This is a genomic window from Geodermatophilus sp. SYSU D00766 (genome assembly GCF_054049915.1).
The window spans coordinates 269,660-282,439 of the sequence record NZ_JBJGYI010000003.1 but is presented as its reverse complement, the minus strand read 5'-3'; the positions used below and the strand labels follow the sequence as shown (position 1 = coordinate 282,439).

At 76.1% G+C, this 12,780-nt stretch carries 13 protein-coding genes; 9 read left to right on the top strand and 4 right to left on the bottom strand.

Annotated features, from left to right (window positions below; translation table 11 throughout):
• Both ACI8AD_RS05005 and ACI8AD_RS05000 read left to right on the top strand, forming a co-directional pair.
• Positions 1-389: zinc-binding dehydrogenase (locus ACI8AD_RS05005; RefSeq protein WP_456869425.1), on the top strand; the 389-nt coding region annotated here is incomplete at its 5' end.
• A complete protein-coding gene (locus ACI8AD_RS05000; protein WP_456869424.1) occupies positions 389-997 on the top strand; it encodes an MBL fold metallo-hydrolase in 609 nt (202 codons plus the stop codon). The genes ACI8AD_RS05005 and ACI8AD_RS05000, both read left to right, overlap by 1 nt.
• An 8-nt stretch (positions 998-1,005) precedes the next feature.
• Here the strand turns inward: ACI8AD_RS05000 and ACI8AD_RS04995 are convergent, their stop codons facing one another.
• Positions 1,006-1,347, bottom strand: a complete 342-nt coding sequence (locus tag ACI8AD_RS04995; RefSeq protein ID WP_456869423.1) for a hypothetical protein — start codon at positions 1,345-1,347, stop codon at positions 1,006-1,008.
• Between the two features lie 152 nt (positions 1,348-1,499).
• On the opposite strand from ACI8AD_RS04995, the gene purF reads away from it, so the two are divergent.
• On the top strand, positions 1,500-3,053 hold the full coding sequence (purF, locus tag ACI8AD_RS04990; RefSeq protein ID WP_456869422.1) for an amidophosphoribosyltransferase: 1,554 nt from the start codon (positions 1,500-1,502) through the stop codon (positions 3,051-3,053).
• Positions 3,054-3,063: 10 nt separating this feature from the next.
• The gene (gene purM, locus ACI8AD_RS04985) at positions 3,064-4,116 is read left to right on the top strand and encodes a phosphoribosylformylglycinamidine cyclo-ligase (protein ID WP_456869421.1); all 1,053 of its coding nucleotides are present in this window, start codon (positions 3,064-3,066) and stop codon (positions 4,114-4,116) included.
• Positions 4,117-4,197: 81 nt separating this feature from the next.
• Here purM and ACI8AD_RS04980 read toward each other — a convergent pair whose 3' ends face one another.
• Complete coding sequence (locus ACI8AD_RS04980; protein WP_075013130.1) at positions 4,198-4,416, bottom strand: DUF3073 domain-containing protein; 219 nt, start codon at positions 4,414-4,416, stop codon at positions 4,198-4,200.
• A 516-nt stretch (positions 4,417-4,932) separates the two neighbouring features.
• On the opposite strand from ACI8AD_RS04980, the gene ACI8AD_RS04975 reads away from it, so the two are divergent.
• A complete protein-coding gene (locus ACI8AD_RS04975; protein ID WP_456869420.1) occupies positions 4,933-5,691 on the top strand; it encodes a hypothetical protein in 759 nt (252 codons plus the stop codon).
• A gap of 55 nt (positions 5,692-5,746) precedes the next feature.
• On the opposite strand, the gene ACI8AD_RS04970 is transcribed toward ACI8AD_RS04975, so the two are convergent.
• Complete coding sequence (locus ACI8AD_RS04970) at positions 5,747-6,811, bottom strand: Glu/Leu/Phe/Val family dehydrogenase (RefSeq protein ID WP_456869419.1); 1,065 nt, start codon at positions 6,809-6,811, stop codon at positions 5,747-5,749.
• A gap of 229 nt (positions 6,812-7,040) precedes the next feature.
• Here ACI8AD_RS04970 and ACI8AD_RS04965 point away from each other — a divergent pair, with 229 nt between their 5' ends.
• On the top strand, positions 7,041-8,417 hold the full coding sequence (locus ACI8AD_RS04965) for a M23 family metallopeptidase (RefSeq protein WP_456869418.1): 1,377 nt from the start codon (positions 7,041-7,043) through the stop codon (positions 8,415-8,417).
• Positions 8,418-8,480: 63 nt separating this feature from the next.
• Here the strand turns inward: ACI8AD_RS04965 and ACI8AD_RS04960 are convergent, their stop codons facing one another.
• Positions 8,481-9,023: a hypothetical protein gene (locus ACI8AD_RS04960; protein ID WP_456869417.1), complete on the bottom strand. Its 543-nt coding sequence runs from the start codon at positions 9,021-9,023 to the stop codon at positions 8,481-8,483.
• 59 nt (positions 9,024-9,082) lie between these two features.
• Between ACI8AD_RS04960 and ACI8AD_RS04955 the strand changes: the two genes are divergently transcribed.
• Genes ACI8AD_RS04955 through mftG form a run of 3 tightly spaced genes read left to right on the top strand, consistent with a single transcriptional unit; the run spans position 9,083 to position 12,764 of the window.
• Complete coding sequence (locus ACI8AD_RS04955; RefSeq protein WP_456869416.1) at positions 9,083-9,949, top strand: MBL fold metallo-hydrolase; 867 nt, start codon at positions 9,083-9,085, stop codon at positions 9,947-9,949.
• Positions 9,946-11,247 carry a class I adenylate-forming enzyme family protein gene (locus tag ACI8AD_RS04950; protein ID WP_456869415.1) on the top strand — a complete coding sequence of 434 codons (1,302 nt, stop codon included), beginning with the start codon at positions 9,946-9,948 and terminating at the stop codon, positions 11,245-11,247. The genes ACI8AD_RS04955 and ACI8AD_RS04950 overlap by 4 nt, the downstream gene beginning before the upstream one ends.
• Positions 11,244-12,764, top strand: coding sequence for a mycofactocin dehydrogenase MftG (gene mftG / locus ACI8AD_RS04945; protein ID WP_456869414.1), 1,521 nt, complete (start codon positions 11,244-11,246; stop codon positions 12,762-12,764). Before ACI8AD_RS04950 ends, mftG begins: the two co-directional genes overlap by 4 nt.
• The last annotated feature ends 16 nt before the right edge of the window (positions 12,765-12,780 follow it).

Below are 12,780 nucleotides of genomic sequence, written 5' to 3'. Positions count from 1 at the left end.
CCACCGACCCGGTCGAGGCGATCAAGGGCGTCACGAACGGGTTCGGCGTCGACGTCGCCATCGACGCCGTGGGCCGCCCGGAGGTGTTCACCCAGGCCTTCTACGCCCGCGACCTGGCCGGGCGCGTGGTGCTGGTCGGGGTGCCGACGCCGGACATGCAGCTGACCCTGCCGATGATCGAGCTGTTCGGCCGCGGCGGGGCGCTGAAGTCCTCCTGGTACGGCGACTGCCTGCCCAGCCGCGACTTCCCCATGCTGGCCGACCTGTACCGGCAGGGCCGCTTCCCGCTGGCCGACTTCGTCACCGAGACCATCGGCCTCGACGACGTCGAGGCCGCGTTCGAGAAGATGCACAAGGGCGACGTGCTGCGTTCCGTGGTCGTGCTCTGATGGCCGCCCGCATCGAGAAGACCGTCGTCTCCGGGGTGTTCAGCCTCGACGGGCAGGACTTCGACGTCGACAACAACGTCTGGCTCGTCGGCGACGACGACGAGGTGCTCGTCATCGACGCCCCGCACCGCGCCGAGCCGATCGTCGAGGCCATCGGCGGGCGGCGGGTGAGCGCGATCGTGCTCACCCACGGGCACAACGACCACATCACCGCCGCCGTCGACCTGCGCGAGGCCACCGGCGCACCGATCTGGTTCCACCCCGCCGACACGATGCTGTGGGACGTGGTGCACCCCCAGGCCCGACCCGACGAGGAGTTGGCGGAGGGCACCCGGTTCCGGGTGGGCGGCACGGGCCTGACCGCACTGCACACCCCCGGTCACTCGCCGGGCAGCACCTGCCTGCACGCGCCCGACCTGGCCGCCGTCTTCACCGGCGACACGCTGTTCCACGGCGGCCCCGGCGCCACCGGCCGCTCGTTCAGCGACCACCCGACGATCGTGCGGTCGATCCGCGCCAAGCTGCTGACCCTGCACGGCGACACCGTCGTGCACACCGGGCACGGCGAGGACACCCGCATCTCCGCCGAGATCGGCACCGTCCGGTAGGACGGTGGTCAGGCGGGACCGGCGTCCCGCTTCGCGCCGTCCTCGCCGGGCCGGTCGTCCCGGGCCGACGACTCGTCCTGGGCCGAGGACCGCTCCAGGCGCTGGCGGATCGCCGCGACGTTGAGCGCGAGGTCCTCCAGCGCCTCGACGGCGCGGGTGGCGAGGGCGAACGTGAGGTTCTCGCGTCGCTCACCGGGGCTGGGCTCGCGGTGGCGCTCCCACGGGGCCGAGCCCCGCTCGGTCGCCCGCGCCCAGGGGTCCTCACCCCCGCGCGGCTGGTCGAACAACCCGCGCAGCATCCGCTGCGCCATCTCGAGGAACTCCTGCGGGTCGGGCCGGTCGCTGCTCATGCTCGGATCCTCTCCAGTGCGTGCCGACGGTCAACGCGCCGGACCCCGCCCGGGGTTCCACCGGCCTCCGGGCCGGCCCGATCCCACGCCGCCGTGGTGACGGTCACGGCGCGGTCGGCGGGTGGCACGCCGTCGCCGCGTAGGCTCGGGGGGTGCCTCGCGGTGACGGACGGCTGACGCACGCCCTCGATCCCTCCGCTCCCGGTCCCCAGGACGCCTGTGGCGTCTTCGGTGTCTGGGCGCCGGGGGAGGAGGTCGCGAAGCTGGCCTACTTCGGCCTGTACGCGCTCCAGCACCGCGGGCAGGAGGCGGCCGGCATCGCGGTCTCCGACGGCGCGTCGGTCGTCGTCTACAAGGACCTCGGGCTGGTCAGCCAGGTGTTCGACGAGGCGACGCTGGGCAGCCTGCGCGGCCACCTCGCCGTCGGCCACACCCGGTACTCCACCACCGGGTCCTCCACCTGGGAGAACGCCCAGCCGACGTTCCGCACCACCGACGCCGGCACCGGCCTGGCGCTGTGCCACAACGGCAACCTGGTCAACACCGCCGAGCTCGCCAGCCGGGCCGCCGACGCCGGCGTCCCCGGCGCCTTCACCGCGAGCACCGACTCCGACCTGGTCACCTCGCTGATCGCCGCCCGGCCGGACATGAGCGTCGAGGCCGCGGCCATGGAGGTGCTCCCGCAGCTGCGCGGCGCGTTCAGCCTCACCTTCATGGACGAGGACACCCTCTACGCCGCGCGCGACCCGCAGGGCGTGCGCCCGCTCGTGCTCGGCCGGCTCGAGCGCGGCTGGGTCGTGGCCAGCGAGACCGCGGCGCTGGACATCGTGGGCGCCTCCGTCGTCCGCGAGGTCGAGCCCGGCGAGCTGCTCGCCATCGACGAGAACGGGCTGCGCAGCCAGCACTTCGCCGCCGCCGAGCCCAAGGGCTGCGTGTTCGAGTACGTCTACCTCGCCCGTCCCGACACCACGATCGGCGGCCGCAGCGTGCACGCCGCCCGCGTGGAGATCGGCCGCCGGCTGGCCCGGGAGCACCCGGCCGACGCCGACCTGGTCATCCCGGTGCCGGAGTCGGGCACCCCGGCCGCGGTCGGGTACGCCGAGGCCAGCGGCATCCCCTACGGCCTGGGCCTGGTCAAGAACTCCTACGTCGGGCGCACGTTCATCCAGCCGTCGCAGACCATCCGGCAGCTGGGCATCCGGCTGAAGCTCAACCCGCTGCGCGACGTCATCCGCGGCAAGCGGCTGGTCGTCGTGGACGACTCGATCGTGCGGGGCAACACCCAGCGCGCGCTGATCCGCATGCTGCGCGAGGCCGGGGCGGTCGAGGTGCACGTGCGGATCTCCAGCCCGCCGGTGAAGTGGCCGTGCTTCTACGGCATCGACTTCGCCAGCCGCGCCGAGCTGGTGGCCAACGGCCTCGACGTCGACGGCGTGCGCGCCTCCATCAACGCCGACTCCCTCGGCTACGTCTCCGAGCAGGGGCTGGTCGCCGCCACCGAGCAGCCGGCCACCCGGCTGTGCACCGCCTGCTTCAGCGGCGACTACCCGATCCCGCTCGGTGAGGCCGGGGTGCTGGGCAAGCACGTGCTGGAGGGCATCGGCCGCCGGGTCGACGACGCCCGCTCGGTCAGCGGCTGGACCGGCCGGCAGGCCGGCAGCCCCACGGTGTCCGGCGGTGCCGACGACGCCCTGACCCGTCCGTGAGCGGTCGTCCGTGAGCGCGGGGGAGTTCACCTACGCAGCGTCCGGCGTCGACATCGACGCCGGTGAGCGGGCGGTCACCCTGATGCGGACCGCGGTCGAGCGGACCCGCCGTCCGGAGGTCGTGGGCGGCCTGGGCGGCTTCGCCGGCCTGTTCGCGCTGGACACCGCCCGCTACCGGCGGCCGCTGATCGCGTCGTCGACCGACGGCGTCGGCACCAAGATCGCGCTCGCGCGGCGGCTGGACCGGCACGACACCGTGGGCATCGACCTGGTCGCGATGGTCGTCGACGACCTGGTGGCCTGCGGCGCGGAACCGCTGTTCCTGCAGGACTACGTGGCCGTCGGCCGGGTCGTGCCCGAGCGGGTGGCCGCGATCGTCACCGGCATCGCGGCCGGCTGCGAGCAGGCCGGGGCCGCGCTGGTCGGCGGGGAGACCGCCGAGCACGGCGACCTGATGGACGCCGACGAGTACGACCTGGCCGCCACCGCGGTCGGCGTCGTGGAGGCCGACGCCGTGCTGGGCCCCGAGCGGGTCCGCGAGGGCGACGTGGTGGTCGCGATGGCCGCCAGCGGCTTCCACTCGAACGGCTACTCGCTGGTGCGCCGGGTGGTGTCGGCCGCCGGTCTGGACCTCGCCGCCACGCCCGCGGGACTCGACCGCCCGCTGGGCGACGTGCTGCTCGAGCCCACCCGCATCTACGCCCTGGACTGCCTGGCGCTCGTCACCGAGCTCGGCGTCGAGGGCGTGCACGCGTTCGCGCACGTCACCGGGGGCGGGCTGGCCGGCAACACCGCGCGGGTGGTGCCCGACGGGCTGGCGGCCGTGCTCGACCGCGGCACCTGGGCGCTGCCCGCAGCGGTGGCGCTGCTCGAGGAGCACGGCGTGCCGCGCGCGGAGTCCGAGCGGGCGTTCAACTGCGGCGTCGGCATGGTCGCCGTCGTCGCGGCCGAGGCCGCCGACGCCGCGGTCGGGTTGCTCACCGCCCGCGGCGTGCCGGCGTGGGTCGCCGGCACCGTGGGCGTCGGCGACACCGGCGCACGCCTGGTGGGCAGCTACCGCTGACGAAGGACCCCGGCCCCCCTCACCCCTCGCGAGCTCGGGGTGAGCCTCTGGACCGGGGCCGAGCCGGCGGGGAGCCGACCGTCAGCGACTGGCCGCCCAGTCGTCGTCGTCGGCGTCGTCGGCCCACCGGTCGGTGTACTCGTCGTCGTCCTCGTCGTCGTCCTTGGCCGCCGGAGCGGTGTACGTCGACGGTGAACCGGCCAGCTCGCGCTGCAGCGCGGAGAGGTCGGTGTTGGGTGAGCTGTACTTGAGCTCACGGGCCACGCGTGTCTGCTTGGCCTTCGCTCGGCCGCGCCCCATCGGCTCGACCCCCTCGTAACGGAGAACGGGAGCCCAGCTCACGGGCTGGACGGCCCGCGTGGCGACCCCGACTGAGTGACTGTGTCTTGACCAAGACTACGACACGAGACGGACGCGGGCACGGGTCGTCCCCCTGCCGTCCCCCGACGGGGTCGTGGTACCGGGCACGCGGTAGTCAGGCCGGCTGTGACGGTCCGTGCGTCCGGGACCCCCGAGAGGCGGCGACACACAGCCGGTCCGCCCACGAGGTCGGCGACGCGGCTGTGGTGCACGTCACAGCACTAGCTTTCCGTGGCCGGTCAGGCGGCAGCACCGGGGGTCCTCGTCCGGAGGACGGCCCTGCCGGGCCGGCGCCGAGTCGATCGGAGGACGGCGATGTCACGTCGATCACCACGGGCCGTTGCGCTCACCCTGGGGTGTGCCGCTGCCCTGTTCGCCCTCGCCGCACCCGCCCAGGCGGCGCCCACGGCGCCGCTGTCCGGGGCCATCTTCACCACGGACGCCAGCGGGAACCCCGTGAACCTGAACATCTACGCGGCCAAGGAGGACGTCTACCTCAACGGCGGGCCGGGCGTCAACGCGCCCGACGACGCCGCCGGGCTGCCCGCGGGCACGTACAGCTTCCAGGTGACCGACCCGTCCGGGAAGACGCTGCTGTCCACCGACCCCGTCTCGTGCCGGCAGTTCACCGTGGACGAGAGCGGCGTCATCACCAGCGTGACCCCGAGCGGTGCGTGTGCCCACGTGACCGGCGCCTCGACCGAGGACGGCGGCCTCACGGTGCAGCTGTTCCCGTACCTCGACACCCCCAACAACGGCGGCGTCTACAAGGTGTGGGTCAGCCCGACCGAGCTGCTCGACTGCACGGCGCCGGGCAACAAGAACTGCTTCGTCCCGCGCTACAGCAAGACGGACAACTTCAAGGTCCGCAACGACGTGCCGATCGAGATCGACACGCGCTTCTCGCGGCACGGGCAGGCCGACTACATCGACGGTCTGGCGGTGACGTGGTTCGACACCCTCGGGGCGAGCAACGTCAAGTTCTCCGAGTACGCCCCGGCCCTCCTCGCGTTCCACGAGGCGCACGTCGAGGCCGCCGAGCCCGGCACCCACACGATCGTTGTGTCCGACCAGGCCGGCTGCACGATCGTCGACGCGCACGGCCCGGACGGGGTCACCTACACCCCGCAGAACGGCACGGTGACGGTGACGGTCAAGGTCGGCAACAACGTGCGGAAGTCGGCGACCTACTTCGTCGACGTCCACTGCGCGTGACCTGACGGCGTGACCCCGAGAGGGGGCGGGCGGTCACGCCCGCCCCCTCTCCCTGTCAGCGGGGCAGCCGGATGGTGGCCAGCCGGCCCACCGAGCGGATGCGCTCCTCGGCCAGCCGGTCGGCCGCCACGGCCGGCGAGACGCCCTCGGCGGCGGCCGCCTCGAACACCCGCAGGGCGACGTCGTAGATGCCGGCGGCCTTGGCCTCGGCACGGGCGAAGGAGAAGCCGTGCCGCTCGTCCTCGACCTGGATGACGCCGCCGGCGTTGACCAGGTAGTCGGGGGCGTAGAGGATCCCGCGCTTGGTCAGCTGCTCGGCGATGCCCTCGTGCGCCAGCTGGTTGTTGGCGCCGCCGCACACCACCTCGGCCGACAGCACGGCCACGGTCTCGTCGTCCAGGGCGCCGCCCAGCGCGCAGGGGGCGTAGACGTCGGCCGGAGTGCGCACCAGCGTCTCGGTGTCGGAGACGGCGTCGACGCCGGGGTGGCGAGCCAGCACCCGCTCGACGGCGGCGGTGTCGACGTCGGTGACCACCACGTCGGCGCCGTCGGTCACCAGCCGGTCGACCAGCCAGCTGCCCACCTTGCCGACGCCGGCGACGGCGACCGTGCGCCCGGCCAGCGACGAGGTGCCCCAGCGGTGCTGCGCGGCCGCGCGCATGCCCTGGAAGACGCCGAACGCGGTGAGCACCGAGGAGTCGCCGCAGCCGCCGTGGACCTCCGAGCGGCCGTGGGCGAAGCGCGTCTCCCGGGCCACCACGTCGAGGTCGGCGTTCGTGGTGCCGACGTCGCAGGCGGTCAGGTACCGGCCGCCCAGGGCCTCGACGAACCGGCCGTAGGCGCGCAGCAGCGGCTCGGTCTTGTCGGTGTGCGGGTCGCCGATGACGACGGCCTTGCCGCCGCCGAGGTCGAGCCCGGCCAGGCTGTTCTTGTACGACATGGCCCGGGCCAGGCGCAGCGCGTCGGCGACCGCCTCGTCCTCGGTGGCGTAGGGGTGGAAGCGGGTGCCGCCGAGGGCGGGCCCCAGGGCCGTGGAGTGGATCGCGATCACCGCCCGCAGGCCGGAGCCCGGGTCGGAGCAGAAGACCACCTGTTCGGCACCGGAAGCGAGGACGTCCACGACCGCCGAGCCTAGAACCCGGCCGCCGCCGGACGTGACGCCGGACTCAGTGCTCGGGAGACGCTCAAGGAGCCGCGCGGTCGTGTCGACAAGTGGTGTGACGGAAGGCGGTGACCCTGCGGCGGGGTCACGGTGTGACGCCAGTGCCGCGTGTTGCCCCCGTGACGCGTGGTGGCCGGTGCGACTCTGGCCCGGCCAACCGCCCCCCTCTTCCCCCAGGGAGCGCTCGATGCTGCAGAGCCGATCCGGCCGCCGACCCCCCGGTCGGGCGGCCACGGCCCGCAGGAACCGCCGGCCGGTCCGCGCCGTGCTGGCCGGTCTGCTCACCGGTGCGGTCCTCCTCGCGACCGCCGGTCCGGCGCTGGCCGTGCCGCCCCCGCCGCCGAACCCGACCGACGGGGAGATCGCCGACGCGGAGGCCACGCAGGAGGCCGCCGCGGCCGAGGTCGGCCGGCTGCAGGCGGAGGTCGCGCTCGCCCAGAGCGAGCTCGAGCGGTTGGGCGTGCAGGCCGAGGCCGCCGGCACCGCCTACCTGGCCGCCGAGGAGGCGCTGCAGCTCGCCCAGGCCGCCGCCGACCAGGCCGCCGCCGACCTCGAGGCGGCGGCCGCCGCCGTGGACGCCGCGGTCGCCCGGATCGGCGGGTTCGCCCACGACAGCTACATGAACGGGACCACGCTCACCACCGCCGCCGCGCTGCTGGACTCCGCCGGCCCCGGCGAGCTGGTGCAGCGGGCCGCGCTGCTCGACTACGTCGGCGACATCCAGGTCGACGCCCTCGAGGAGCTGGAGATCGCGCGCGTCCGGCAGGCCAACGCCGAGTCCGCGGCCCGGGACACCCGCGACCAGATGGCCGCCGCCGAGGAGCAGGCGGCCGCCGCCAAGGCGGAGGCCGACGCGCAGGTCGCCGCGCAGCAGGGCGCGGTGCAGGCCGCCGAGGCGAACAAGGCCGCCCTCGACCAGCAGCTCCAGGACGCCCAGATCCGGCTGCTGGAGCTGCAGGGCGCCCGGGACGCCTACGCCGAGTGGCAGCGCCAGAAGGACGCCGAGGAGGCCGCCGCCCGTGCCGCGGCCGCCCGCGCCGCCGAGGAGGCGGCCGCTGCCGCCGCGGCGGCCCGCGCCGCCGCGGCCGCCCCGGCCTCCTCGGGATCCGCGGCGCCCGCGTCGTCGGGCGCGGCCGCCACCGCCCCGGCCGCCAGCGGCTCGGGCTACGTCAAGCCGACCTCGGGGCGCACGTCGAGCTGCTACGGCGTGCGCTGGGGGGTGCTGCACGGCGGCGTCGACATCGCCGCCCCGATCGGGACGCCGATCTACGCCGCCGCCTCGGGCGTCGTCGCCCGCACCGGTCCGGCCACCGGCTTCGGCCTGGCCGTCTACATCCGCGGCGACGACGGCGCGGTCACCGTCTACGGCCACGTCAACACCGAGTACGTCCGCATCGGTGAGCGGGTGCGCGCGGGCGAGCTGATCGCCGAGGTCGGCAACCGCGGCCAGTCCACCGGGCCGCACCTGCACTTCGAGGTCCACCCGTCGGGAGCCATGTACGGCGGCCAGGTCGACCCCGTGCCGTGGCTGCGCGCCCGCGGGGTGAGCATCGGCGGCTGCTGACGCCCCCCGAGACGACGACGGCCCGTCCCCCGCACGTGGGGGACGGGCCGTCGTCGTGGTGGGTCAGCTGGTGGGGGCCGCGGCGGTGCAGTTGGCCTGCGTGAACTGCTGGACGGCGGTGCCGTCGGGGCCGTTGGCGACGCCGACGAACTCCTGGGCGGCGGTCTGCAGCTGGGCCTGGCCGTCGGGGGTGCTGACGTCGATGGTGCCGGCCTGGTCGGCGAAGGTCTGGACGGCGTCGCCCACGGCCTGCCAGGAGGTGGCGATCTCGGCCGGCGGCTGGACGGCGTCGAAGGCGTCGGCCGCCTGCTGCAGCAGCCCGGGCAGCTGCTCGGGGGTGGCGCTGCCGAGCTGGTTGCCGAGCTCGTTGAACGAGGCGGCCTGGCTGCAGAACTGGGCGACGGCGGGGTCGTCGCTGGTGGTCGGGGCGGGCGTGGAGCTGCTCGTCTCGCTCGACGAGGACGACGACGCGCTCGAGCTGGTGTCGGCGCTGGTGGACTCGGCGGCCTCCTCGCTCTCGGACCCACCGCCGCTGCACGAGGTGAGCAGGACGGCGGCGGCCGCGGCGACCAGCGCAGGACGGAACCGGGAGGTCAGGGAGCGCATGGGGCGAGGCTAGCCGCCGCCCGGGCGACCCGCCCCGGGACGCGGCTACCGTGCCGCACGTGCGCGCCCCGTCCGACCCCCGTGTCACGTGGGACCTCCCCGCCCCCGGCGCCCTGCCCCGGACGGCGGTGCTCGAGCCGCTCGTCACCCGGGTGCTGGCGCCCAACCCGTCGGGCATGACCCTCGACGGCACGAACACCTACCTGGTGGGGGAGCCCGGCAGCGGGCAGGCCGTCCTGGTCGACCCCGGGCCCGACGACCCCGCCCACCTGGCCGCGGTGGAGGAGGCCCTGGCGGTCCGGGACGCCCGCTGCGTCGCCGTCCTCGTCACCCACCACCACGGCGACCACGCCGAGGCCGCGCAGCCCTGGGGCGCCCGGTTCGGCGCGCAGGTGGCGGCCGCCGACGCCGCGGTGGCCGGGCCGGGTGGCCGCGTGCTCGAGCCCGGCGAGCGGCTGCGGCTGGCCGGCACGGTGCTCGGCGTCGTCCCCACGCCCGGGCACACCCCCGACCACCTGGCCTTCCGGCTGGAGTCCGGGGCGGTGCTGGTCGGTGACCACGTGCTCGGTCGCGGCACCTCGGTGGTCACCCACCCCGAGGGCGACGTCGTGGCCTACCTGGAGTCGCTGCGCCGGGTGCACGACCTCGGCCCCAGCGCGCTGTACTGCGGGCACGGGCCCGAGCTGACCGAGGACCCGGGGGCCGTCCTCGACTACTACCTGGCGCACCGCGCGTTCCGGGAGGGGCAGCTGCTGGCGGCGCTGGTCCGGGGGGCGGGCACGGTCGACGCGCTCGTGGCCGACGTCTACGCCGAGGTGCCGCAGGCGCTGTGGCCGGCGGCGGCGCAGTCCACCCGCGCGACGCTGGCCAAGCTCGCCGCCGAGGGGCACGTGGTGGTCGACGGCGACCGCGTGTCGCTGCCGTGACCGCGGTCGTCCGGGCCGCCGACAGCGAGCGCGACCAGCAGCGCGCCGCGGCGGCGCTGCGGTCGGCCGGCCTGCGGCGCGGCGACCGGCTGCTGGTGTCGGCCGCGTCGTCGCCGGCGCTGCTGGCCGTCGTCCTGGGCGCGCTGCGCACCGGGGTCGTGCCGGTGGTGCTCGACCCGGCGCTGCCGGCGGCCGAGCGGGCCGCCCTGGCCGCCGACGCCGACCCGGCCCTCGACGTCGGTGCCGAGCCGCACCGGCTGCTCACCGGCACCGACCGGGCCGCCCTGGCCGACGTGCCGCTGGCCCGGCCGGTCCACTACACCTCGGGCACCACCGGCCGGCGGAAGGGCGTCTGGTCCGGCGTCCTGGACGACGGCGACGCCCGCGCGCTGGCCGCCGAGGAGATCGACCTGTGGGGGTTCACCGCCGCCGACCGGCACCTCGTGCTCTCCCCGCTGCACCACTCCGCCCCGCTGCGCTTCGCCGTGCACACGCTCCTGGCCGGCGGCGAGGTGCTGCTGCCCGGACCGTTCGACGCCGACCGTGCCGCCGCGGCGATCTCCGGGCACGCCCCGACGACGACGTTCTGCGTCCCCACCCACCTGCGCCGGCTGGTGGCGCGCGACGACGTCGACTGGTCGTCCTTCCGCCGGCTGGTGCACGCCGGCGCGCCCTGCCCGGAGCCGCTGAAGCGGGCGGCGCTGGCCGCGGCGCCCGCGGGCAGCGTCTGGGAGTTCTACGGCTCCACGGAGGCGCAGTTCACCGTCTGCGCGCCGGAGGACTGGCTCGCCCACCCCGGCAGCGTCGGGCGGGCCCGCCCCGGCCGGCGGCTGGAGACCGACGAGCGCGGGCAGCTGTGGTGCGCCGTGCCGCGCTGGGCGCGCTTCGAGTACTGGCGGGCGCCGGAGAAGACGGCGGCGGCCTGGCGCGGCGACCGGGTGACCGTGGGTGACCTCGGCCGGGTCGACCCCGACGGCACCGTGTGGCTCGACGGCCGCCGCGAGGACCTGGTCATCTCGGGTGGGGTGAACGTGTACCCGGCCGAGGTGGAGGCCGTCCTCGACGCGCACCCCGGCGTCGTCGAGAGCGCGGTGGTCGGCGTCCCCGACGAGGAGTGGGGCCAGCGGGTGGTCGCCGCCTACGTGGGCGCCGCCGACCCGGCCGAGCTCGGCGCCTGGGCGCGGCAGCGGCTCACGCCGGCCAAGCGGCCCAAGAGCGTGCACCGGCTCGGCGAGCTGCCGCGCACCTCGACCGGCAAGGTGCGCCGGCTGGACCTGCCGGGGGTCCTGGGCCTGTGACGCCCGAGGCGGACGTCGTTGTGGTGGGGGCCGGCTCGTCAGGGTGCGCGCTGGCCGCCCGCCTCGCCGACGCCGGCCGGTCGGTGCTGCTGCTCGAGGCCGGCGCCGACCACCCCCGGCCCGCCGACTTCCCGCCCGACCTGCGCGACGCCGCCACCCTCGCCGCCGCCGTCCCCGGGCACCCGGCGAACTGGTCGTTCACCACCGAGCTCACCCCCGGCAGCCGGGCGCCGCTGCCCCGCGGGCGGGTGGTCGGCGGGTCGAGCACGGTCAACGGCGGCTACTTCGTCCGCGCCACCCCGGCCGACCACGCCGGCTGGGTCGCCGCCGGCAACGACCTGTGGAGCCTGGACGCCACGCTGCCGGCCTGGTGCCGGCTCGAGGACGACCGGCAGTACGGCGACCGGCCCGGGCACGGCTCCGGCGGCCCGCTGCCGGTCACCCGGCCGACGGCGAGCTCCCCGCTGGCCGACGCGCTCGCCGCCGCGGCCGCCGAGCTCGGCGTGCCCGCGGAGCCGGACAAGAACGCCGGCGGCCCGCCCGGCTACGGGCCGGTCCCGCTCACCGTCGACGGCGGGGTGCGGGTCAACACCGCGATGGCCTACCTCTCCCCGCGGCGCGGGTCCCCCCGGCTGACCGTGCGCGGCGGCGTCCGGGTGCGGCGGGTCCTCGTCGAGCGCGACCGGGCCGTGGGCGTCGACACCGACGCCGGGCCGGTGCGCGCCGCGGAGGTGGTGCTCGCGGCGGGCGCCGTCGGCTCCGCGCAGCTGCTGCTGCTCTCCGGCGTCGGCCCCGCCGCCGACCTGCGGGCGCACGGGATCGACGTCGTCGCCGACGTCCCCGGCGTCGGCGCCGGGCTGTCGGACCACCCGCTGGTGTACCTGCCGTGGGTGCCGGTCGACGGCCTGCCGGAGGGGGCCTGGCCGCTGCCGCTGCACGGCGTGCTCAACGCCACCTCCTCGGACTCGCCCGTGCCCGGGGACCTCGAGGTGCTCCCGTGGTTGCAGCCCTGGGGCCGGGTCGTGCCCGGCAGCGGTGGCGACTCACGCACGCTCTCGCTCGGCGTCGGGCTGTACCGGGAGGAGAGCCGCGGCCGGCTGTCGCTGACCTCCGCCGACCCGACCGCCGCGCCGCGCGTCGAGCACCGCTACCTCGCGACGGCGGCCGACCGGAGGCGGCTGCGCGAGGCGGTGCGCCTGGCCGACGCCCTGCTGCGCACTCGCGCGCTCGCGCCGCTGGTCGCCGCCCGCCCCGACCCGGGCGAGGACGTCCTCGCCGACGACCGCGCCCTCGACGGGTGGGTCGCCGCCGCCCTGACGACGGCGGTCCACCTCGCCGGCAGCGCCCGGATGGGCCCCGACGGCGACCCCGGCGCCGTCGTCGACCAGCGCCTGCGGGTGCGCGGCCTCGAGGGGCTGCGGGTGGCCGACACCTCCGTGCTGCCCGAGGTGCCCACCCGCGGCCCGGCCGCGACGGCGGTGCTGGTCGGCGAGCGCGCCGCCGAGCTGATGGCCTGAGCCTCCCGGGCACTTC

Bases quoted from the DNA above. Each gene is read 5' to 3' on its own strand.
- ACI8AD_RS05000 (WP_456869424.1), top strand. From the start codon at position 389: ATGGCCGCCCGCATCGAGAAGACCGTCGTCTCCGGGGTGTTCAGCCTC.
- ACI8AD_RS04965 (WP_456869418.1), top strand. From the start codon at position 7,041: ATGCTGCAGAGCCGATCCGGCCGCCGACCCCCCGGTCGGGCGGCCACG.
- ACI8AD_RS04960 (WP_456869417.1), bottom strand. From the start codon at position 9,023: ATGCGCTCCCTGACCTCCCGGTTCCGTCCTGCGCTGGTCGCCGCGGCC.
- ACI8AD_RS04995 (WP_456869423.1), bottom strand. From the start codon at position 1,347: ATGAGCAGCGACCGGCCCGACCCGCAGGAGTTCCTCGAGATGGCGCAG.
- ACI8AD_RS04980 (WP_075013130.1), bottom strand. From the start codon at position 4,416: ATGGGGCGCGGCCGAGCGAAGGCCAAGCAGACACGCGTGGCCCGTGAG.